The organism is Fulvivirga sp. M361, assembly GCF_007097395.1.
Lineage (GTDB): Bacteria > Bacteroidota > Bacteroidia > Cytophagales > Cyclobacteriaceae > Fulvivirga.
The window spans coordinates 274,618-297,097 of sequence record NZ_VKDC01000009.1 but is presented as its reverse complement, the minus strand read 5'-3'; the positions used below and the strand labels follow the sequence as shown (position 1 = coordinate 297,097).

23 protein-coding genes are annotated in these 22,480 nt (G+C 39.1%); 17 read left to right on the top strand and 6 right to left on the bottom strand.

Going from position 1 to position 22,480, the window contains the following annotated elements; translation table 11 throughout:
- The first annotated feature begins 149 nt into the window (after window positions 1-149).
- The 6 genes from FNH22_RS13320 (at window position 150) to FNH22_RS13295 (ending at window position 7,703) form a co-directional block, all read left to right on the top strand.
- On the top strand, window positions 150-599 hold the full coding sequence (locus tag FNH22_RS13320; protein ID WP_143398886.1) for a hypothetical protein: 450 nt from the start codon (window positions 150-152) through the stop codon (window positions 597-599).
- Window positions 600-888: 289 nt separating this feature from the next.
- Window positions 889-2,250 (top strand): SWIM zinc finger family protein, encoded by a 1,362-nt coding sequence (locus FNH22_RS13315; RefSeq protein WP_143398885.1) that lies wholly within the window; start codon window positions 889-891, stop codon window positions 2,248-2,250.
- A complete protein-coding gene (locus tag FNH22_RS13310; RefSeq protein WP_143398884.1) occupies window positions 2,243-5,011 on the top strand; it encodes a DUF6493 family protein in 2,769 nt (922 codons plus the stop codon). Before FNH22_RS13315 ends, FNH22_RS13310 begins: the two co-directional genes overlap by 8 nt.
- 201 nt (window positions 5,012-5,212) lie before the next feature.
- Entirely contained in the window at window positions 5,213-6,451 is a 1,239-nt protein-coding gene (locus FNH22_RS13305) for a peptidase U32 family protein (protein WP_143398883.1), read from the top strand.
- Window positions 6,451-6,678 carry a ferredoxin gene (locus FNH22_RS13300; protein WP_143398882.1) on the top strand — a complete coding sequence of 76 codons (228 nt, stop codon included), beginning with the start codon at window positions 6,451-6,453 and terminating at the stop codon, window positions 6,676-6,678. The genes FNH22_RS13305 and FNH22_RS13300 overlap by 1 nt, the downstream gene beginning before the upstream one ends.
- A gap of 104 nt (window positions 6,679-6,782) precedes the next feature.
- A complete protein-coding gene (locus FNH22_RS13295; protein WP_143398881.1) occupies window positions 6,783-7,703 on the top strand; it encodes a ketopantoate reductase family protein in 921 nt (306 codons plus the stop codon).
- Window positions 7,704-8,272: 569 nt separating this feature from the next.
- Here the strand turns inward: FNH22_RS13295 and FNH22_RS13290 are convergent.
- The 3 genes from FNH22_RS13290 to FNH22_RS13280 all read right to left on the bottom strand — a co-directional run bounded on the left by FNH22_RS13290 (window position 8,273) and on the right by FNH22_RS13280 (window position 10,676).
- Window positions 8,273-9,283 carry a hypothetical protein gene (locus FNH22_RS13290; RefSeq protein WP_143398880.1) on the bottom strand — a complete coding sequence of 337 codons (1,011 nt, stop codon included), beginning with the start codon at window positions 9,281-9,283 and terminating at the stop codon, window positions 8,273-8,275.
- 780 nt (window positions 9,284-10,063) lie between these two features.
- Window positions 10,064-10,261 carry a helix-turn-helix transcriptional regulator gene (locus FNH22_RS13285; protein ID WP_143398879.1) on the bottom strand — a complete coding sequence of 66 codons (198 nt, stop codon included), beginning with the start codon at window positions 10,259-10,261 and terminating at the stop codon, window positions 10,064-10,066.
- The gene (locus FNH22_RS13280) at window positions 10,245-10,676 is read right to left on the bottom strand and encodes a DUF2178 domain-containing protein (RefSeq protein WP_143398878.1); all 432 of its coding nucleotides are present in this window, start codon (window positions 10,674-10,676) and stop codon (window positions 10,245-10,247) included. Before FNH22_RS13280 ends, FNH22_RS13285 begins: the two co-directional genes overlap by 17 nt.
- A 1,156-nt stretch (window positions 10,677-11,832) precedes the next feature.
- On the opposite strand from FNH22_RS13280, the gene FNH22_RS13275 reads away from it, so the two are divergent.
- From FNH22_RS13275 to FNH22_RS13260, 4 genes are all read left to right on the top strand, one after another.
- Entirely contained in the window at window positions 11,833-12,282 is a 450-nt protein-coding gene (locus tag FNH22_RS13275; RefSeq protein WP_143398877.1) for a hypothetical protein, read from the top strand.
- A 157-nt stretch (window positions 12,283-12,439) separates the two neighbouring features.
- Window positions 12,440-13,543 (top strand): M12 family metallopeptidase, encoded by a 1,104-nt coding sequence (locus tag FNH22_RS13270; RefSeq protein WP_143398876.1) that lies wholly within the window; start codon window positions 12,440-12,442, stop codon window positions 13,541-13,543.
- A gap of 177 nt (window positions 13,544-13,720) precedes the next feature.
- The gene (locus tag FNH22_RS13265; RefSeq protein WP_143398875.1) at window positions 13,721-14,533 is read left to right on the top strand and encodes a hypothetical protein; all 813 of its coding nucleotides are present in this window, start codon (window positions 13,721-13,723) and stop codon (window positions 14,531-14,533) included.
- Between the two features lie 262 nt (window positions 14,534-14,795).
- Complete coding sequence (locus tag FNH22_RS13260) at window positions 14,796-14,999, top strand: hypothetical protein (protein WP_143398874.1); 204 nt, start codon at window positions 14,796-14,798, stop codon at window positions 14,997-14,999.
- 538 nt (window positions 15,000-15,537) lie between these two features.
- Here FNH22_RS13260 and FNH22_RS13255 read toward each other — a convergent pair.
- Complete coding sequence (locus FNH22_RS13255) at window positions 15,538-15,996, bottom strand: hypothetical protein (protein WP_143398873.1); 459 nt, start codon at window positions 15,994-15,996, stop codon at window positions 15,538-15,540.
- A 793-nt stretch (window positions 15,997-16,789) separates the two neighbouring features.
- Here FNH22_RS13255 and FNH22_RS13250 point away from each other — a divergent pair.
- The 5 genes from FNH22_RS13250 to FNH22_RS32905 all read left to right on the top strand — a co-directional run bounded on the left by FNH22_RS13250 (window position 16,790) and on the right by FNH22_RS32905 (window position 20,774).
- On the top strand, window positions 16,790-17,140 hold the full coding sequence (locus FNH22_RS13250; RefSeq protein ID WP_143398872.1) for a YciI family protein: 351 nt from the start codon (window positions 16,790-16,792) through the stop codon (window positions 17,138-17,140).
- A gap of 29 nt (window positions 17,141-17,169) precedes the next feature.
- Window positions 17,170-18,390, top strand: a complete 1,221-nt coding sequence (locus tag FNH22_RS13245) for an RNA polymerase sigma factor (RefSeq protein ID WP_143398871.1) — start codon at window positions 17,170-17,172, stop codon at window positions 18,388-18,390.
- A gap of 258 nt (window positions 18,391-18,648) precedes the next feature.
- A complete protein-coding gene (locus tag FNH22_RS13240) occupies window positions 18,649-19,149 on the top strand; it encodes a GNAT family N-acetyltransferase (protein ID WP_143398870.1) in 501 nt (166 codons plus the stop codon).
- Window positions 19,150-19,233: 84 nt separating this feature from the next.
- Window positions 19,234-20,112 (top strand): alpha/beta hydrolase, encoded by an 879-nt coding sequence (locus tag FNH22_RS13235; protein WP_143398869.1) that lies wholly within the window; start codon window positions 19,234-19,236, stop codon window positions 20,110-20,112.
- A gap of 422 nt (window positions 20,113-20,534) precedes the next feature.
- Window positions 20,535-20,774: a phage antirepressor KilAC domain-containing protein gene (locus FNH22_RS32905; protein ID WP_143398868.1), complete on the top strand. Its 240-nt coding sequence runs from the start codon at window positions 20,535-20,537 to the stop codon at window positions 20,772-20,774.
- Here FNH22_RS32905 and FNH22_RS13225 read toward each other — a convergent pair.
- Together FNH22_RS13225 and FNH22_RS13220 are read right to left on the bottom strand one after the other, a co-directional pair.
- On the bottom strand, window positions 20,741-21,061 hold the full coding sequence (locus FNH22_RS13225; protein WP_143398867.1) for a hypothetical protein: 321 nt from the start codon (window positions 21,059-21,061) through the stop codon (window positions 20,741-20,743). The genes FNH22_RS32905 and FNH22_RS13225 overlap by 34 nt on opposite strands.
- A complete protein-coding gene (locus tag FNH22_RS13220) occupies window positions 21,058-21,270 on the bottom strand; it encodes a hypothetical protein (protein ID WP_143398866.1) in 213 nt (70 codons plus the stop codon). Before FNH22_RS13220 ends, FNH22_RS13225 begins: the two co-directional genes overlap by 4 nt.
- 130 nt (window positions 21,271-21,400) lie before the next feature.
- Between FNH22_RS13220 and FNH22_RS13215 the strand changes: the two genes are divergently transcribed.
- Together FNH22_RS13215 and FNH22_RS13210 are read left to right on the top strand one after the other, a co-directional pair.
- Window positions 21,401-22,141, top strand: coding sequence for a hypothetical protein (locus tag FNH22_RS13215; RefSeq protein WP_143398865.1), 741 nt, complete (start codon window positions 21,401-21,403; stop codon window positions 22,139-22,141).
- A 90-nt stretch (window positions 22,142-22,231) separates the two neighbouring features.
- The gene (locus tag FNH22_RS13210; protein WP_143398864.1) at window positions 22,232-22,438 is read left to right on the top strand and encodes a hypothetical protein; all 207 of its coding nucleotides are present in this window, start codon (window positions 22,232-22,234) and stop codon (window positions 22,436-22,438) included.
- The last annotated feature ends 42 nt before the right edge of the window (window positions 22,439-22,480 follow it).

Genomic DNA, 22,480 nt, shown 5'->3' with positions numbered 1-22,480 from the left:
TGCATAAGTTCATCAGAGGAATAGTATTTTCTGCTAACAAACATGAGATTTAACCTCCTTCTCAGTCTCTCTCGTATGCGGTCGCTGAGAAGGAGGAAAAACAATCTTTAAGCTCTATCGTAATTCAATCAGTATCAAATTTATTCATTATGAAAATTGGTTTAACCATTCTTATCCTGACAAGTACCCTTCAACTATCTGCTCAAAATTGGGAGCTGGTATACCACAACGACACCAACGGACAAGCTGTGGAAGGGAACATTCAAAACTTAATAAATGCAATACGGACCGGTAAGGAAGTAAGAATTGCCTGGGGTTTTCAGCACCCGAACATACAAAAAATAAGCGTTGAGCATTTATCGGATGCTGCTTTCCTGACCATACAAAGTGACTCCATCGTCCATGCACAAATAAGGCCGATCACCGGACAATCTCCCGATTTTGATGAAGGTGCTATCCGGCTTAAAGAAAACTTAGAATGGACATTCATAGGCGGAACGAATGGAAAAATGGACCGCATGACCAGAAACGTTATCAGTGGTGAAATCATAGAACATAAACTTGGTAGTTCTTCTTTTAAGTGGTATGTCAAAAAATAATAATCCTCTCAGCAGGTCTTTGCAAGAGAGGTGTATGACAACTCCGTAAGGAGGAAAGCTCGATTGGATCTTCATTCCACGCCAGATGCCCCTACCTTACCACCTTGCTCGCTGGATTTTATTGTCTTGATAATTTGACTTTTCATTTGACGGTTTATGTTGCTAATTTGATCTCTTAATTAAGCCGTCTAATTTTTTGGTAAGGCCGCCCAATATAGTGCTTGATAAAAATAAGTCCGTTTTAAAAATGACATAAAACAATATTGACCTGTGAGACTTCAAAAAGAACATGCGTGAGGTAATAACGAATACTCTTAAATTCCATGGTACTTCGCACCTGAGTGAAATAGAAGGTCATAAGCAGTTAAGCTTACAACTCCCTGTCCAGGAAGAGCCCGGCAAAAGTCCGTTTCTTTTTCGTGGTACCATCACCAACCCTTTTATATTTGGGAAGACGCTTCGCACTTTATCAAGAGTGGTTGCATCGCGCTATTTTATTCCAGCTAATGCATTACAAAATATCAGTGCATTAAGCGATCCTATAATATCCGTTGGTAATGATAAAATCAGATTCGAAGGCTTTTCAACATGTTGTGGAATTTATGCCAAAGTTGATATTGACCAAAGTGAAACGACAGGAATCAAGATTTCAAATGGAACTACCAATGTTGATTTTAACAGTGAAATGTTAAATCAACTTTCCACACTAAGACAAAGTGATGAACTAATTCTTGAAGTTGGTGAAGAAAGCATATCAGTTAAGAAAAACGAAAAGGACATAATTGAAAAGAAAGTTCCGTTACCAAAAAGATGGCTTAAGGGTCTGGCAAATACGCAAGCCTTTCTTGCTCAAACAGACCTCAGGCTTGAACTCAACAAGGTCCAGGCGGTTCAACTCATCAGATCAATCCCAAAAAATTTAAACAATAAGACACCATTCTACCTCACCACTATTGGGCCACATAGATTTTCAACGGTTAAGAAGACAGATTCCATTCATGTTAACGGAGTCGAAAGACTTAGACTTTTAGAGGACATAATCAATTATGCTGACAAATTACAAATATTTGCCTCTGATCATCATACGGTATCTGCCTGGAGGCTGACATTTGATGGAATTGATTTCACCCTGGTAATTTCCGGGGATGTTTGGCGGGGCTTTTCCGGTGAAGGTAAGATATTGAATGACCTTGTCACAGATGTAGACCAGGAGATCATCACGTCTATTCGTACGAAGTTCAAAGATAATGACTCCGTTAATAAGTATGTGTTTTCAATATTAAACGACTATTCCAGTGAAGAAGTCGATGCTACGTTAGCCAGACTGGCAACTTCGGGTCTGTTAGGGTATGACCTGGTGCAGAGAGCATATTACTACAGAGAACTACCTATTAAACGAACGGATGAATTCAACCTAAACCCTCGTTACAAATCTGCAAAAAAGCTATTGGAGGGGGATAATGTTCAAATTATTGAAAGAAATGATTCCTGTACCCGGGCAAATGTAAAAGGAACGGATGCCATACATCACGTTATGATCGTAAGAAATACATCAAAGTGCACATGTACCTGGTATGGAAAGCATCAGGGAGATAGAGGGGATTGTAAACACATTCTGGCTGTAAAATTAAGACTAACTCAAAATGAGTAAAAAAACTAAAACGGCTATGGAAGACATTCATCTGTATGAAAATATGACCACCATGACTGATCAGGAATGGTTCGAATATGTCACTGGAATTGGAAGTGACCAGAAAAAAAAAGCCGCTCTTCAACTAAAACCGATCTCCAAAGAACTATTTAACTGGGAAACCCGTGATCAAACTAAAATAGCCCTAAGACCTAAATGCTTCATTGGGTGTTTGGCGCTTTGGAGTTACAGTGATATAAAGAAGTTAGACTGGACAGCCTACTGGTCTATTAAAGAGCCCGCTGTTTTCAGGGCAATTAAAAAACTCCGGCTAAACTGGATCCCTCAATATTTCGATCATATTCTGGATCAGAATTTTCGAGCCTATGATCATGTTAGAAAATACTATACAGAGGGAGTGATCCCAAAACCAACGTCGGATAACTATATCGTTGGTTTAATAAGCATTCCTGAAAGGCTACGTTTCAATGATCGTGATAATACCAATAACCTGTACCATTTTCTTGTTGAGAATAACGATGTGCTCTCGGAAGACTTTTGGAGGATATTTCAGGTACAGGGAACAGGAGACGCTAATATGTCTAGTATTGAAAAATATGGCGGACCTCCCTATTGGGATAAGACCATTGAGAAGTTGATCACCAATGGGAAACTAAACAGACAGGAAATTCTCGAAAAGACCTTTGATCCGCTCAAAAATGAATGGATACAATTTCGTTCCGGATGGTTTTCCAGGTTTCATGAGTTTCTTAATCCAACCCTTTCAGAGAGAAAGTCATTGGAAGATCAGTACCTTTCACTATTATCTAATGCTATCGGGCCAACAAAGTCTTTTGCGCTGAAAGCATTACATCTACTTTCAAAAAATAACCTGCTGGATCCGCAAAAATACCTTGATCAAGTGGATCATGTCCTCATTTCTGACAAAAAAGGTGTTGTGAATATGGCCATTTCCATACTCGAAAAAATCGTTAAAAATGACGCCAGTTTCAGCCCACTTGTGATCCAAAAAATCATTCGCGGCTTATTGCTTTCTGATGTCGATGTTCAGAAAAAGATCTGTAATCTTCTTGGCAAAATGCCGGGGTACGATTCCATTATTTGTGATGAACTAAAACAATATAAAGAATGCGTACTCCCTTCATTAAAAATTGATTTTGCAAAATGGATCGAGACTGATCATTCTATTAGCCCGGATCCCGGAGAGGAGGATATTCAATCGGTAGAAGCCTTCAGAGAGACCATTGAACCCATATTGGATGCACAGGAACTTAGTTATCACATCACCAGAACATTGGAATCACCTTCCAATATCGCAGACATCGAACAAATCTATCAATCTGCCTTTTTAATAAAGGAATTTCCGGTAGAACTATTAAAGCCTATTGAGAAAAGAATAATACACTGGTACAATCTTTCTGACGGATTCAGTTTCACCAGAGGATATTTAGCAGGTTTTCTCCTTTCCTGGATAAATGATTTTAATTATGACATCGAATATGAAGCTAAGTATGAAAGCTTTAAGATGTCCAGGATATTTCTTTTTCAAAAAGCACGGCTTAACCAATATCTGCAGATCAAAAGAAATGGAAAAGATTACAATCCATTATCCATTCCTGACATTAAACCTTATTTTATTGATGCCAACACTTTTGTGGACAGGGTAGCTGATAACCAAAAAGCAAATCAAGCCATTGATGAACACGACCTGATCCAGGCCATCGTACGATTAGACATGAATTCGGAGTTTGACAAACAAAAGTTGTCCATCGTATCCGGAGAAATTAGAAACATTGTTGAATTTATGTTTCTTCAAGGAAATTATAAGCCTGATAAATTTCCATTTGCATGGCTGGCAGCGGCCAGAACCCTTTCACCAAACGAAATTCTAAAAATACACAGCGAATACGATTCCTACTATGATGTGGTGGAACCTGCACTATTAAAATGGAATATCCATATTGACAAAGGGCCATATCACCACGACAAAATAATTATCGATCCACCTCTGCAATTGAAAGATACTACAGCAAAAAAAGGGTTGTTTTCAAGTCTCAATGTCTTAAAGAAGAGAGAAGACAATAAGATCGAAAATAGTAACCACAAACTTATTTATCCATTACAGTTATTGAGTCACTTCGACGGATGGTTCATGGAATATGACCGTGAAATGGATATTAAATGGATGCTTTCCAGCACTCCAAATAAACAAGATGTTTGTTATTCAATAGCAGCAAGGTGGATAGGGTCTTGTGCAGGTTACTCTTCGGTGTCCGATATTCCGTCAAAGTATTTCTTGGAAGACCTCTGTTTGTCCAATCAATCTCTTGACGAAATGAAATGCCTTACCATTTGCGCAGGACTTGGGTGCAGTGAAAAGTCGGTAAAAGCAATGGCCACTGAAGCGGTTATTTCTGCCATACATCAAAGCAGAATCAATTTGGAATTGATGGGGAAAATCCTTGATAAAATGATCTGTTCGCATTACATGAGGTTGAATCGTCTGGTGGCAGAATTAAAAACAATATCCGGCGTATCAAAACAGCATTCGGAGGCGGTTGAAGAAATCATTTTACATTCCATCCAATCCACTTCCCCTCAAGCAGTTCCAAAGTATTTTAAAAAGCTTCTGGAATTATTGCTGGAAGTGTCCATCACCAATGGAACTTCAGGCTTCGATGAAAGTAGGCAAGAGTTATTCAGGAGGTATTCTGATGTCAGTAATTTAAAAAGAGTGATTAAATTATTGTGCAGTTTATGACCTTTAAGAAATCAAAGAATGGTATGATTTAGTACTTTGATTTCTAAGATTAACCAGGATAACTAAATACTCATAACCATGGAGGCGGCTCTGTCGGTAGAAACTGGCAGACTAAATCCGTTCGGACATACATTTATGGCTATTTTAGTGGTTTGATTATAATATGGTTGTGATTAACCCGTAATACAACATCAAGTCAGGATGAATAACAAACAAGTAGAAATATTGGCCCCTGCAGGTTCATTTGAATCACTTACTGCTGCTATAAAGTCAGGATGTAACGCTATCTATTTTGGCACAGAACAACTCAATATGAGGGCACGTTCGTCTGTCAACTTCACAAGAGATGACCTAAAGGAGATCAGCAAAATATGTAAGGACAATAAGGTCAGATCTTATCTCACGCTGAATACAGTGCTTTACAGTCATGATATCAGCCTGATGAGGTCCATTGTAGACCATGCAAAAGAGCATGGAATTTCAGCTGTTATTGCATCAGACCATGCCGTTATGTCTTATTGCAAATCCATTGAAATGCCTTTACATATTTCTACCCAGGCGAATATTACCAACATTGAAACCGTTGAGTTCTATGCTGCCTTTGCCGATGTAATAGTCCTGTCCAGGGAACTAAGCCTGAGACAAGTGGCAGAAATAGCACAGGAAATAGAACGAAGGCAAATTAAGGGGCCATCTGGTAAATTAGTTAGATTGGAGGTGTTTGCTCATGGAGCGCTTTGTATGGCCATATCAGGAAAATGTTATTTAAGCCTTCATTCTGATAATGCATCTGCCAACAGGGGAGCCTGTATTCAAAACTGCCGAAAGGAATACATTGTAACCAGTAAAGATGATGGTGTTGAACTGGAAATCGATAATGAGTACATCATGAGTGCGAAAGACCTCTGCACTATCGGGTTTCTGGATAAAGTCATAGAAAGCGGGGTGAGTATCCTTAAAATCGAAGGAAGAGGTCGCTCGGCTGATTATGTTGACACTGTGGTACGTTGTTATCAGCAAGCCGTTTCATCTATCCGGGAAGGAAATTACACGGCAGACAAGATCGAACATTGGACAACCGAACTGGCAACCGTGTACAACCGCGGATTTTGGGACGGCTATTACCTGGGACGAAAAATGGGAGAATGGAACGACTCCTATGGATCAAAGGCCACAGAGAAGAAACTATTCCTGGGCAGAGGCATCAAGTATTTCGGTAAGGTAAACGTGGGGGAATTCAGAATGGAATCTCACACCTTAAGCAAGGGAGATAAAATATTAATTACGGGGCCAAATATTGGTGTCCATAAGACGGAAGTAACAGAAATCAGGGTAGACCAAAAAAGTGTTGACCTGGTGAAGAAAGGAGATATTTTCTCCATGAAAGTCGATGAAACGATCAAACCCTCTTCCAAGCTATACAAAATAGTTACGGATTAATGGTTCGAATTGTATTTTACAGAGGAAAATGCATCGGATGCAACGGTTGTGTTGAAGCTGCACCGAACAGGTGGCGCGTATCAAAAAAAGACGGTCGATGTAATCTGATTGAGGGTAAGGAAAAGAAAGGAATATACCAGGTACTGGTCAATGACGATGAATACGCTGAAAATGTTCAGGCAGCCACTAATTGTCCTGTCAAAATAATTCAGGTATCGTTTGTTTAAAAAGCAAAAGAGAGGTGTTGTCCAACAAAGCCTCCCCCCTCTCAGTCTCTCGTAGAGGACTCTGAGAAACAGGTAAATTCATATTATCTCAGAAAACCAAACAAATGAACAAGACACAACCTATTTATATTATTGGCTCAGGTGCTATTGGTAAAGCACTAGCCGTGTTTTTAAAGCTTGAAAATAAGCAGGTGACACTGGTAAGAGGAAGTGTGGATAACATACCTGCTACAGAAGAAAATATAACTGTCATTGGCAAGGACCAAAGATTTCAAGAAAGTATTACCACTACCACATTAAGCCATTTACCAACCATTAATGGTATTGTCTTAATTGCCACCAAAACTTTTGCAAATGCACAAATAGCTGAAAAACTTAACGATAAAAAAGGAGTTTTTTCTGTTGTCTTACTTCAAAATGGACTTAACATTGAGCGACCTTTTGAAGGTTTTAAAAGATTATATCGCTGCGTCCTATTTTCAACAAGTCAGATTACGAGCAATAATGAAGTAACGTTTAAGAGCGTTACAGCTTCTCCTGTCGGGAATTTACAAGGAAACAACGACCGGCTCGAAACGTTAGTTGACCAAATCAACACTCCATACTTCAGCTTTCGAAGTGAACCTGACATTATTAATTATGTATGGACTAAAGTGATCATCAATTGTGCCTTTAATTCAATCTGTCCTCTGCTTGAAACAGACAATGGTATTTTTCACAGAAATTCCGAAGCTGCAAAACTGGCGAGAGTTGTTATTAGAGAATGTGTTTCACTGGCACAAAAGCAAGGTGTCCATCTTGACCACAATAAAATTGAGGAAAACCTGATGCTCATTAGCCAACGGTCAGACGGGCAACTGATTTCTACTTATGTCGATATACTTAATCAAAGAAAAACAGAAATAGAAAGTTTAAATCTTGAAACTGCAAGACTGGCCGATGAAATGGGCATACCCGGACTGGTGGCCCAAACAAAATTACTTGGCGAATTAGTGCAACTAAAAGCAAACCTTAAAATGAAATAGCTTATTGCCCGCAACGGGTAAATTCCTCCCCGGAATACTGATCAAAAGATTAGGAGGAAGGAATGTAAAAGCGCCTTTTGCCGGAAACGTTTAAGACATTATTAATAACCCAGTACCTTCTCAATTCGTGAATTATTTGCTCTCTTTCCCGGTTTTAATAATGATCTATGAAAAGCATAGGGGAATGGGCATAGCAAACTTTACAGGGTTTTTAATTTCTCCCCTGCCCATAGCATTGTGCTACAGACCCTACGTCGCAGTTTGAAAGAATACTTGAATTAGAATAAAAAAACGACATGCAACAATAGTGACCGTTGTATTCGATTAGCCCTCTTCTACAAAGAGAACCAAACGACTATTCCACAGCGAAAGAGCTGGTTAGAAGCCTCCCGTCTACTTTATAGAGCATCACTTTCTCTTGTTTCAGGACTCAGTTTCATCGTTTCTCAGAGTCCTCTACGAGAGACTCTGAGCTGGGCGAAATGATAGGGGTTTGAACACTACCTATATCAAATTCAACATCAATCGCATACCATACTCCTTGAAGAGCAAATATCAATGATATAATGTTAATTATTTTCCTCATTTCTCCTTTTTTCTAGATTAGATAGTCTCTCATTCTGCTCCTTAATGATCTTCATTAATTCAATTTGGTAAAGCGTCATTTCCTCCACTTTCTCTAAAAGTTTCTTATTCAACTCGCCTACAGCCATCCCTTTCTCTTGCATTTCCAAGGCAGAGGGAATCCCTGGTAAATGACCATGTTCCTGGATATAGTCCTCCACCTCATTAAGGCTTCTTAAATGGTAACCTTCTTCAAAGACATAATCTGCTCCGGTAGTATTGACAACAATCTCATTGGCCCGGACGGAACCCGCTATATCAAGTTTATAAGCAGTATTGGCTTGAGTAACTTTTCCTATTAAAACATTACCTCCCCCTACAGCTATCGTCACATCTCCGGGAGAAGCGGCATTCAGATAAAGTCTTTTATCACTTCCCCCATTCGGATTACTTTCAATCCATAAATACCCTTCACTTCCTCCTCTTATTCGGCCACTATTATCAGGTCCAAAATAGGTCCAATGATTAAACGAGTCGCCAAATCTTGCGGCTATCTGGCTACCATCCCCCAGTGTATGAATTTTTTTTACATGAAGACCTGCTTCGGGGGTAGTCGTACCAACACCCACCAACCCATTATTGGCCCCACCTTCATCGGAAGCGCCAATGTATAAAGCATCTTGCCATGTGTTGCTATTCCCTCTTACGGCGACTCTTAAACTCGTTCTTCCGGTACCTTCATCCTTACCGTATATCTTCGCACCATAGCCAAGAGAATAATCCGAGTTAATGAACTCAATGACATTATGAAGATGAGAAAGGGTGATCCCATTGGTCTCAACATTTGTCCCTATAGGGCCTCCAATCATCAATGGACTAAGAGGGTTGGTATTTTGAATTCCAACGTTGCCACTGTTGTAGTAAATATTACCCGGAGTGGTTCCACTCCAACTTTGAGAAATAGCTTGATTAAGGCTACAAATAACACATATACTCAGAATAAAGAAAGTTTTCATGTTGGTTTTGGTTTATATTACGGGTTTTCAATTTTTTGATTTTACTTAATTATACGATGGTGTCAATTCTTTCACTTTCGTGAACCAGAGCATATTCATCTCTCCAATGATGGAAGATCATAATCCTACTTAAAAATATAATCAGAACCAGGAACATTAAGCTCTAGCTTTACTTCTTGTGCGTGTATCATCTTTGACCGTCAACTTGGAACCCGTTGAGTGCTTAAACTTGAATAGATATTTCACCGGTTATGGGGTTAGTTGAATTTACTACAAAGCACCTTTAAAAATCGATAGGTTAATCATTACTAATTTAGTCAAGCAATGGTTTGAAAAAAAGCCTAATACAAACCAAAAAAGTACACTAACAAAAATTAGTTTTTACACCTTCCTGATCAGTTTTTACTTACCAATGGCAGGCATAGACCAAAACTGAAACCTATTTCGAAATTATACTTACATTCAATTAACTTGACCCACACTGGTCCTCTTTTGCAAAGAGGATCAAACGGGAATTTCATACCGAGGTAGCCAGCATTTTTAATGCGGGTTTTAAAACCTCCATACCTATTTAGAAAGTATCTCCCCCTCGATTGAGGAATATGAAACAATTATTTATTTCAAGCCGGTAATAGAATAACCTACGATCTACCATAGGCTTGGGCGTCCGCCCGGTGAGTAACCCAATGGACACAGCAAACTTTACAGGTGTTTCAATTTTTCTATTTTGGCCATAGCATTAGCTTGGCTACAGTCCAACCTATTCCATTTTCCCCAAACTTAGACCTGGTCCAGGATGAAAACATCCTCAATCTTCATTTTAAACACCCTGGAAATGTCATAAGCCATTTTCAAAGAAGGATTGTATTTTCCCTTTTCCAGGAATACAATTGTTTCTCTGCGAACACCAACTTTTCGAGCAAGATCAACCTGTGTAAGGTTATCCCTGGCACGAAGTTCCTTAATTCTCGTTTTCATTGTGAATTCCTGCCTTCGAAAGGTAAAACCAAGTAATCAAATAGATAAGTACCATCCCCAACATACCAAAAGCAACCACCATTTTCACTACCCTAAATGATTCGATAGGGACCAGGTCAATGAAAAATATCAAAGCAAAAAGCCACATTAAAATTGAGAATTTAAACGCCTTCGCCGCAGCTCTTTCTTTGATCCGTTTCGAAAGCTCATCATGAGGCTCAAGGCCTAACTTTTCATTTTTAAAGGCTTCAATACCAAAATACAACTGGAAACCTGCAATTACCGCTAGTGCCCCAAGCAAGACATAAGCCCAAAGGTGGAGTGGTTGCAACGTACTATACAGCCAGTAAGCCAGAAGTGTCAGAACTACAGCAGATGCTAAAAACCAGAATGAGTCAATTTTTCTTCTTTTCATCTTAGTGTTATTTATTTCTAACATATAGTTAATTATTTCTAACTTATTGAGCAACATGATATTCCAAAACGTTGTCAGAAAAATATCGGGCACAGCCGGTGGTGAAAGCTCTCTGCCCGATGCTTTTGTACCTTACTCAAAGTCTTTCGTAGAGGATTGTAGATGAGGATGAAGAAGCAGATTTCAACGTTTTAGCATCTGTGTGAATACACACGCTGGTCGTGGGATGTTCTGTGACCTATTCTTGGCGCAGGGCATCCACCCGGTGGGTATAAAGTAGATTTAGGCTATATCAAAATGGGCATAACAAACTTTACAGGTTTTTCAATCTTTCCACCCTGGCTATAGTATTAGTCTGGCTGTGTTGCGATCTTATCCCCTCGTTTATCGGTATTCATATCAAACTGGCTTAAGACAAGCTTAATTATAACTACGGATCGATACTGCGAGCCTTTTGATGGGCCATGCGTAGGGAAAGGCGCGGCAGTCTCCCCGCTCAAGGTATTGGCTGAGCCTTTACTGCTCCAAACCTACCTGTGTACCTAACCGGTATGGCGATGAGGCCCTAAGAAAAAGGAAGGAACCCTCCCAGATCGGTAAGCATAGAATAGAACACTCCCGACACACGATAAGGAGATTGCTTCACGCTACCCTCAGGCCTACGCTCGGGGTTCGCAATAACGACCGGTAGGTAGTTTATCTCTTATCCATATAAAACCGGCTCAAGACAAGCCTCATTATAACTAAAGATCGACACTGCGAGCCTTTGGTGTGGGGAAAGGCGCGGCAGGCGGCCCGGAGTGGTTTTGCTTAGGCCTGGAACGATTTTCATGTGACTGAAAATGATTCTGTACCGACCGCAATGACATATAAATCGGAAAGAAATTTTTTTAAAAAAAATGATACTATTTCATCTATGCATAACCTATTATGCGTCAGTACTCAAGACTTCTTATTGATCATTATGACCACTACTGAATGACTTTTGATTGATTTATTATTCTATAAAAAAATTTCATTATTAGCGACTACGCTTTATTTTTGTTTAAAGAAATAAATAGTTTATGTGGTTTCTTATACGAAGAAATCAGATTCAATAAAGGATATTTAACTAGTAGATAACTAGTTAACTTTTTACTACAAAAGTCAAAACATTATGGATATTTTACCCCCACTAAGAATTCCTATTATTTGTATGGCGCCTTTACTTTTTTTTTCATGTGAAGATGAAAAAAATGAAGCCGAGTTGATCGTAGATCCGGCAGGTTCTGCTCGTTACTTTGTAAATAACCAAAGTGCTACCGATCTAATGATAATCTTTACCAAGTCTACTTCACTTGGAATGGAAATCGATAGTTCCAAAAAAGTAACTAGGAACGATTCAAAACTACTCTTTAGTTATGGCGACATAGGAATCAATCCACTACCGTCAGACGCTTTCACAGAAATTCAATTCTATGAATTGTCTAACTCATTTACCGACCCCTTATTGGTAATATCACCTATATCCAATGATAACTGGAATATTCTAGATCAAAACCTAGAAGAAAACGGTTTTGGGCTCACTGATTTTGAGCTGGTTATCAGGGATCAAGATCTCAATTGATCTATTTTGACAAATCGGAATATTTCTACTGGTAGTTAGCGCTACCTCTAAAATATTCATCCGTTAGGCAAGGCAATGCTGTATCCGGTAGTTTTTTCTTGCATTACTTATTTTACATTATTCACCCTAATAATTCAATTTACTAAATACAAAAGTTATGAAAAATTTACGTTATTTTCTTTACTGTCTATCACTCTTATTTTTCCTTTCTGCCTGTAATGAGGGAGATACACCTTTAGATGATCAGGAAGGCTCCCAGGAGAATTTTTTGTCTTATGAGGATGGCCTCATCACCCTTAAATCAGGTGCCATTGTTGAAAAAAAAGGTGACAATTTTTACTGGCAAGGAGATTTGATGCTATCTCAAACACAACTTGAGGCATTAGACGAGTTCGGAGACATTATCGTTGAAGATCCTTCAGAGGCTGCCAGTCAAACTCGAAATATACATCCGGTATATAATATACCAGTCAAAGCAGGCGAAGATAATGTGGCTGTTCCCAGGGCGTTTGGTATAAACCCTACCCCGTTTAATATGTGGGCGATGGTTAGATTTGTCTATTCTCCTACCTTGACTTTTGACCGGAGAAATATTATTCGTCAGGCACTTCAGCATTGGGAGGCTAATACAAATGTGCGATTCTATAATGCAACAGGTCAACCTACTGTAGACCCGGTTTATGGATTTGCATATCCTTATCTTGAATTTGTTAACTCTACCGTAAACAGCTCATTTGTTGGAAGAATAGGTGGTAGGCAAGCGGTAAATATTGCAGCTTTTCAAACAGTAGCAGTAGCTATTCACGAGATTGGGCATGCAATAGGATTGCTACATGAGCAGAGCAGGTTTGATAGGGATAGTTTTATCAACCTGAATTTGTCTAACGTACCTAGCGATAACCGTCACAACTTTAATAAGCGTACTACGAACTACTACGCCGTGGGACCTCTGGATTACAACTCAGTGATGATGTATGGCTCATTTGATTTTGCGATCAATCCGAGTATACCGGTAATGACAAGAAAGGATGGTACCACATGGACAGGTGGAAATGTACTTTCGGGAGGAGACAGATCATGGGCCAATTCCATTTATATACCATATATAGCACGATCTGATATATATGCAGAACTTGCACCAGTCGTATTTAAACCTGATAATACAATAATGTCAGCAAGTGAAAGACTTCAGCTACAAGCTCAACTTAATAATGGCAACCCTAACCCTCCAAACTGCTGTCGCTTACCAAATAATTTTTGATGTAACTGATACAAATCAATAATTTCATTAAAAATGCATAATGTTTTGCAATGAAACATTATGCATTTTTAATTACGCTTTTTTTGTAAAATGAAGGAAAGTCTTCTTTGCTTGAGTTTGTTTTTATTTCTTCTACCAGCGCCTCTTTACTGCCAAATTCAAAGAGAAACACTCTCTGTGGAACTAGGTACCGCATTTAACAATAGAGACCTAAGTTGGTCCATAGCGGGAAACCTGGAAGGAAAGTCGCCAAATGTCTTGTCAGAATTACAATTCAATAAGATACATTCACTAGGCTACTTATTGGCATCAAGTTATACTCCTCATAAGAATTTGAGATTTTCGCTCCGTTATCAACACAATAGGGTAATAAGCGGCAAGGGTTTAGATACAGACTATGATGGAGATAATCGAACAAACCCAACTTTTAATCAATCTTTTGAGAGCGACAAAGGTCATTTTAGAGCATTGACTACCGGGGTTGGCATACCTATTAGCATTTCTTCCAAAGTCAATGTTGTTCCGTCCGTTTCGTACTATATGCAAGAACAAAAATTTTATATTCTTGATAGCCAAAATCAGAACTTAAAAAGCACTTATCAAATGAACCTTGAAGGAATAAAAATGATAATCGATGGAACTATTTCATTAGGTAAGGCATACTATTCATCTTTGATTTTTAGCTGGTATGCAGTTGACTATAGAGCTGAAGCAGATTGGAACTTAATAGATATATTCCAGCACCCTCTCAGTTTTTCTCATGATTCTAAAGGATACGGTTATGAAATACGTTTATTTTTTTCGAGAAAGGTCTTTAACAATATTTCTGTTTTTGCAGGAGGCTCATTGAATACTACATCCATTCAGCGAGGTATTGACACCACTTTCTTGGCAAATGGCAATGAGATAATCACTCAATTTAATGGCGCTAGTAGCCACTTATATGGAATACAAATAGGCATACGTTATCATTACATTGCAAACAAATAAAGGCCTCGCTCAGTTGTACCGGATGACTGAGAAGAAATGAACCCTGCTTGATGGTGTATCAACACGCTGCTATTTTAACAAAAGGGGAAGACACCCGAACATCCAGAAACCAACCACCAATAAACTCCCTAAAACCACTCTCTGCACCTTCACGACAGGACTCTTTTTCGACCAGCTGGCGGAAGCATATCAAAGCCAGTTCTTTTGTTTTTCGGTACAGGGTTTTACCCCAACCTTCATAGCAAATGTGTTCAAAACCATAATGGAAGCCGCCATCATGGCCTGGCTTTATATGGCTGTCACCTACCTGCGCAGCTACGCCACAGACAAGGGAGCGGAGTTTGTCCTGGCAGGGCTATCATCCGTGGAGGGTAAGGTCACCCTCACACTGGATATGGATGTACCTTTCTTCCACAATATAGACCAAGCCCAGGACGTGGGCCTGTGCATGGCGCACTCACGGTAGAACGATGGGACTGATTATCACACTTTCCAGGCTTACACTGTCCGTAAATACGGACTGACAGGGATGATGGATTTTACTTTAGAAAGGCCAGGGATTTTCCCCTAATCATCCTTTTTGCATTCAGTTAACTTTTTCACCACAGAGACGCAAAGACGCCGAGAGACTTTCTACGTCTATACAAACTTTGCGCTTTTACGTCTCCGCAGTGCCCCCAACTGGTCTTATTTCGCAAAGAGGATCAAATGGTAATTAAATACCGTGGTAGCCAGCATTTTTAATGCAGGTTTTAAAACCTCCATACCTATTTAGAAAGCACCTCCTCCTTATTTAGGAGTTAGGTTTTTGAAGGTTTTACCGATCTGTTGGTAAGTATTTATAAAGCGAACAAATAGTGTGGTTGAATCAGCTCAGGTACGCACTTATGGCTGTTTTAGTGATCTGATAACGGTATCCTTGTTATTGACTAGTTATGATCAATTGGTTCGAAAACAGGTGTAAAAAAATATTAACTCATTTATTCTACTATCACCTCTCATGTTTACTCCACATTTTCTTCGAGTAATGCTACGGTAGTTAGAATATATTTTCCATTAAGTTCGGTCACAAAATATTCTTTCTTTTTCATATGGTGAACTTCAGCCTCAGGATTGAACTGAACGATCAACTTTGCAAATGGCTCTATTTTGAAACCGTACTTATTACCATTACGAATATAGGTAGTCTCAAAGTCCTCTGGCATTGGTACAACTTCTGCAGACAGAAATTCATGCTTCAGTACTGCGTTAGAGGTGTTTACCATCATCTCTTTGACATCGTCCTGGACATTTTCCCAATAAACCAGATTCATTAGGCCGTCAATATTATCTTGCTTGGTTGCCTCTTTGTATTCTTCAATTAATGCATTGCTTAACTTTGGATCGATTTCTTTACTCTGTTCAGAATTACATGCAATCAATAAAAGTAATGTACAAATAGTAATAAAGTTAAAAATCTTCATAATCTATATTTCCAGTATTTATGTGAAACAATGTAATGTAATAAAAAAATTAATAGCAGCATTAGCTTTTGGTGCACATTATTACAGACCATAATTTTGAGATTTTAAGTTTTGAGAAAATACATAAGGTTCTTCTGTCAGCCATAAATAACAGTGTTATCTTCTCAGAATTCCTAGTAAAACAGAAGTAACCGGGAGAGAAATTTGGAGAGTTGGATGCCAAACTGGTTAATATGATAGAAGGGCCCATACTTACCTAGTGCAACAGAATAATAGATCAACGAATTAAGAGAAAAGATTTACTGCTCGGAAAATAAATGAAAAGATCATAATCGAGCCTGACCTGAGTCAAATGACTCAGGTTGAGGTTCTCCCAACTGTCCTCTTTTGCAAAGAGGATCAAATGGTAATTCCACATCAAGATAGCCAGCAGTTCTAATGCGGGTTTCAGAAGCTCCACATTTAATTCAGAAAGTATCACCTTACTTTTTTAGGTTGGGAGCTTTATAGCCTTGAGGGTGTAACCAGTATGATCATGAATGTTCATAAAGCGAACAAATTGTAAGGGGAAATCAGTCCAAACATGCGCTTATGGCTATTTTAGATATAGGATAACGATATTGTTGTTACTCACCAGTTAGTGGTAAGCTGTTAATAAACAAAGCAGAAGCAACTACATAGCGTGTTAATTTTTTGGTTACAGACAGAAAAAAATTAGATTGTTGTCCAATTTCCAGGTTTCCGATCATTATGGATATGAATTCTTATTTTTTATTCATTAAACACAAAAGACATGAAAAATTTTATGATGCTATTTCACAGCGAACCAAATCCGGACCTTGACCCTACCCCGGAACAACTACAGGAAGAGGTCAAAGCCTGGCAGGATTGGATGGGTGGAATTGGTGCACAAGGTAAACTTAAAAATCCGGGAGAAGCCCTTGGCTTTGAAGGAAAAACCATGCATGCCGATGGGTCCGTTACAGACGGTCCGTATGCAGAAGTCAAAGAGATTGTTGGGGGTTTTATTATCGTGGCGGCAGATTCTATTGAAGAGGCCATCCAACTGGGTAAGGGTTGCCCTGCATTAGGTATCGGCGGTAAAGTAGAAGTCAGAGACATTATGATCCTTGACGGAATGTAGTGTCTGTTTAACTGGGAAACACAGTTATTATGGACGACAAACAACTGTCGGAGATATTTAAGTCTGAGTACAGCAACCTGATTGCTGTACTCAGCAATTATTATGGATTAACCGACCTGCAATTAGCGGAAGATATTGTATCCGATACTTTTCTGAGGGCCCTGAAAGCCTGGTCGCATAAAGGTATTCCTGAATTTCCAAAAGCCTGGCTCAGGAAAGTCGCCCAGAACCTGTTGAACGAACATTACCGGAGAAAAAAAATCTATGATGAAAAAATCACCCCTGAATTAGGCGCTGGAAATCAGCAATTCAACATCACAGAAATTACGGATAAAATAATTGAAGACAGTCAGCTTCATATGATATTTGTGCTCTGTGACCCTAAACTCAAGATTGAATCTCAGCTTTGTATTGCCTTAAGAATTTTATGTGGTTTTAATATTGAAGAGATTGCCGGCGCACTGTTGTCGAATAAAGAAACTATCAACAAAAAATTATACAGAGCTAAAAAAGTAATCAAAGAACGTGATCGGGTTGAAACGGACCTTACCTCAAAGCAATACGTCGACAGGCTTGATAATGTACTAAGAGTTATCTATTTAATGTTTAATGAAGGGTATTATAGCGGTAAGAATGAAGAAAATGTCCGGTATGAAATGTGTTGGGAAGCCATACGACTCGGCCTTTTCCTGTCTGAGCAAAAGATCTTTCCAAAGCAAAAAATATATGCCCTGATCGCCTTGATGTGTTTCCATGCCTCCCGGTTAGAGGCAAGGACATCGGGAGAAAACGGTGATCTTTTGTATCATGAGCAGGATAAAAGAAAATGGAACAAAGACCTGATCCAAAAAGGCAGGAAGTACCTTAACCTTTCTGCTGTAGGAAATAGTGTAAGCAAGTACCATCTTGAAGCTGCAATCGCTTATTGGCATACGGAAGAAACCGAAGGAAAATGGAATAACATATTGCAGTTGTATAATAAGTTGCTTACGATAGATTATTCACCTGTCATCGCTATGAATAGGACCTACGCCCTGGCACGGGCAAATTCCGTTGATGAAGCCATTCAAGAGGCCCATAAATTAGAACTAAAAGACAACCATCACTACTTCTGTCTGTTAGCCGAACTTTACCATATGAATAACAATAGTGATAAAGAAACGGAGTATTTAAACAAAGCCATTGAATTCGCCACCAAGGAAAATGAAAAAGAATTAATTAATAACAAATTAGAAAAAGCGAGTCGATAACACATTTTAAAAACCCAACTGGTCCTCTTTTGCAAAGAGGGTCTAACGGTGATTCCACACCGGGATAGTCAGCATTTTTTGTACGGGTTTTAGAAGCTCCATACTTAATTCAGAAAGTATCACATTCGTGGTTCGGACCTGATTTTTGTCGCTTTTCTAAGGATGCTAACTTTAAGTACTGTTTATACGTCATTTGTAAATGCTTACTAACACTTGAAGTGAGAGGTAGTAGTTTAGTAGTTAGCGTAATATAAGAAGATGAACATTGAATTTAAGAGACTGGCGGAAATTGAAAAATCAGACATTATTGAATTAATGAACAATCCGTTAGTGAGACGACAAATGCCGTTATTGCAAAGTGACTTTAGCGAAAGCGATTGTGATAAATTTGTAGCATCCAAAGAACAGCTTTGGACTGAACATGGCTATGGTCCGTGGGCGTTTATTGTAAATGATCAGTTTGCCGGCTGGGGTGGATTACAGCCCGAGAGCGGAGAAGCAGACCTGGCATTGGTGTTGCATTCGGATTACTGGGGTATAGGCAAAGTCTTATATAAAGAAATAATAAGCAGGGCCTTTGATAACTTGGGATTAACTTCTGTGACAGTATTGTTTCCTCCCACAAGAACGCGAATTAAGGGAATATTACGCCTCGGGTTCAAGGAGGATAAAGAAGTAGAGATTGGAAATGAACGGTTCATCAGGTATAGGTTAGAGAAACCTGTTAAGAACAAAGATGAGGTTAAAGGCAAAAAATAAAGCTGCTAGCATAGCGTGAAATTCATTAAAACGTACTTTACATTAACCCTTACCTGCTAGCAAAACATAAAACTTCAATTACATATGAAAAGACCTGTTTTATTGACAATACTCACGCTGGGATTCTTTCTTGATGTATCGTGTCAGGAAACAACCTATACACCCGTTAAATACCCGGATCATTACAACGCTGAAGTTGACTTAATCTATACCCAAACAGGTCATTGGGAAGGTCGTATGGATATCTATACTAATCCCGTTTCAGAAAAACCTACCCCGGTTGTTATTAACATTCATGGAGGAGGCTGGAACCATGGTGTTAAAGAGTCTCAAACTGGTTTTGGCTATTTTTTTAAGGAAGGATTTGCTGTTGCCAATGTGGAATACCGCCTGGTAGACGTTTCTCCAGCTCCCGGAGCGATTGAAGACCTTCGATGTGCTCTGGTTTATTTATGTAAACATGCCAAAGAATTCAATATTGATACGAGCAAGATTGTCGTCATGGGAGCTTCTACGGGAGGCCATTTGGCTCTTATGACCGGTTTATTGGGTAACAACAGAAAGTTTGATACCAACTGTGCATACGATGCTAACATTAAAATTGCCGCAATTATTGATAGATACGGACCATCCGACTTAACGTTAATGACGCAGAGTAGTAGTTCGGTAAAAAGATGGTTGGGCGATGGTTATAAAAACAGGGAATTTATCGAATCTGTGTCTCCATTGTATTACGTGGATAAAAATAGTCCTCCAACATTCATTGTTCATGGGACCAAAGACCCGCTTGTTCCATACGAACAATCCGTCCTTCTTTATGAAAAACTGAAAATAAATCGCATTAAAACGGAATTGATCACCATTGAAGGAGGTAGTCATGGAAAATTTTCAAAAGAAAAACGCTTAATGTTAAATGAAAAAATGTGGGGCTTTTTAAAAGAACTGGAACTGGCAAAGAATTAAGCTAGATTAAATTTTATCCACCTCAGAGTCCTTTACGAGAGGCGCTGAGGTGGAGCAAAAAGCGAGTCGGTAACACATTTTGAAAACCGAACTGGTCCTTTTTTGCAAAGAGGACCAAACGGTGATCCCAAGCCGAAATAGCCAGCATTTTTAATGCTGATTTTAAAGCCTCATACTTAGTTAGAAAATACTTTCTTTTTGTTAATGCTTGGTCTTTATGGTTTACGAGAGTTGATTTGGTTCACGCCGTTGGCTATCACACTTTAAGTCATGAAGCGATAAGGGATAAGAAGTGCCGGATTGACCTTTTTAAAATAAGATCATTCAACTTTTTACAAAAAATAACCATTAATCTCCTCCGGTAATGAAATCGGATTTCACTACTGATTTGTCAAGAACATTGACTTTTCTATCTTGGCAAAATGCAGGATATCTTATACACTACGGAAACCGTTTGCAAAGTATTAGGCATGTCGCCCCACTTACTTACTAAAAGACTGCTCGCCAATAAAATACTCGTGCAGCAAAAAGGAATACTCGTACTTAGTTCAAAACTTGAAAACAAGGGTTACGCGCAAACCATCATTGACAAAAACACTTTATCCATTGTATGGACCCGTAAGGGCTTTCAATTTATCTTAAAAACGTTTTCGGTAGAATAAAAAAGCATTGCCAAAACGGTGTTAAAGACTTTCGCCTGCGGCTTATAACTCTCTACCAAAGATCTTTCCCATTTCACGTGCATGCCACTGGTCATATACATGGAAAGGGTGTCGTAAAAATCAACCTGATCAAATTCAGCAGCACGCCTGCCTGTACAACTCGTGACCGAAGGCCGGGCCTCCAGCCGGATGACGTAGTTAAACCACTGCCGGTAAGCTTCACAGAGGTTAAACCAGGCGCTCGGGAAGCGCTCCCTTAAAGAAGCCAGGAGTGCGTCACAGATCATAAGACCTTACCTAAATAATCTTTTTGCGACATTTCTTCGAGTTTTTTCTTTCGATTCTCAGCCACGATCTGAGCGCATTGTATCACCACTTTATTAATGAACTTGCCTTTAAACGTATTTTCGACTGTTTGCCTGTGGCAGCCGGACATTTCCGCAATTAAGGTCATGTCCCCATGTTTCATATATCGCTTAATCTCGTTTAGCTCCATTTTCCATAGGTTTGTTATACATTTTTCGACATTTTTCGACATATTTTGTCGGTACTATAAACGAATGTAAGGCATATATTCCGAATTGCAAAATTCATATAGGAATATATGGCTAGTAAAATAGAAAAACATGAGCAGTAAATCGGAAGATTGGTATAAAGAAATTGCTTCATACTTTGCAAAAAGAGATATTTCGGCCAATAGTGTAGAAAAAGAATGCGGCTTGGGGAGTGGGACCTTTAGTAAATTTTTGAGAGGATCTTCCGACATAGGTGTAAGCAAACTGAGGAAAATATTCCAACACTACAACATAGACGCAAATATCATGTTTGGTGATGATCTTGAAGGACCCCTTGCCAACGAACCCGGGGAAATATATATAAAAGCGGAGGATAGTGTAAGCAGGCATGAATATGACAAGCTGAAAAGCGAATACGAGGGCTATAAAAAGGCCGCGCAAGATATAATCAAAATGCACGATGTACCGGCATCACCCAATGAGATAAGCACAGACAGGATACAACACCGATTCTATATGCTGGTCAACCAGGTGCGGGAGTACGATCACATGCAAAATGACACCGAGGTAGCCCAAAAAGCAGGTATAGACCTCAGTGAATTTGCCGAATACAAATCAGGCCGGAAAAACCTTAATCTCGATATTTTGAATCAGTTCTTTTCGGCGTTTGATTACCTGGATATGCATAGCCTGAACTGGCTCATCACAGGAAAGGGCAATCCAATCCAATCAGACATCGTTGATTCACTTGCAGAGCTTAACTCCACAGAGGAAGATGAAAAAAAGGGCGATGGAGAAATACCTACAGAAGATCCCGACGAAAAAATAAGTAGCTCAAAAAAGTCTGAATAGGTTACGATGATTTTTCTTAAAGTATAGAATTAACTTGTCTAATAGGCCCTTGCAAAGAGAGCCCGTAGGAGGCTTCGTATTAAAAAACTTATGAAAAAAATACTCTCGACTATTTTACTGACTTTGACCCTTATTGGCACCATAAAAGCCGACCTTGGCGCACCGGCAATTCAAGCTATTTGTAAAGTGACGTTAAAAGACGGTAATACCGTTGAAGGTATAATAACGTTTGGGCCGGAGGTTATGAATACAATTACAAACCTCATGGCTTTTGCTTTGCGCATAACGATGGTGTAAAACAGCTTGAACTTTACAGCTTTTCATTTGGACAGTTTACTC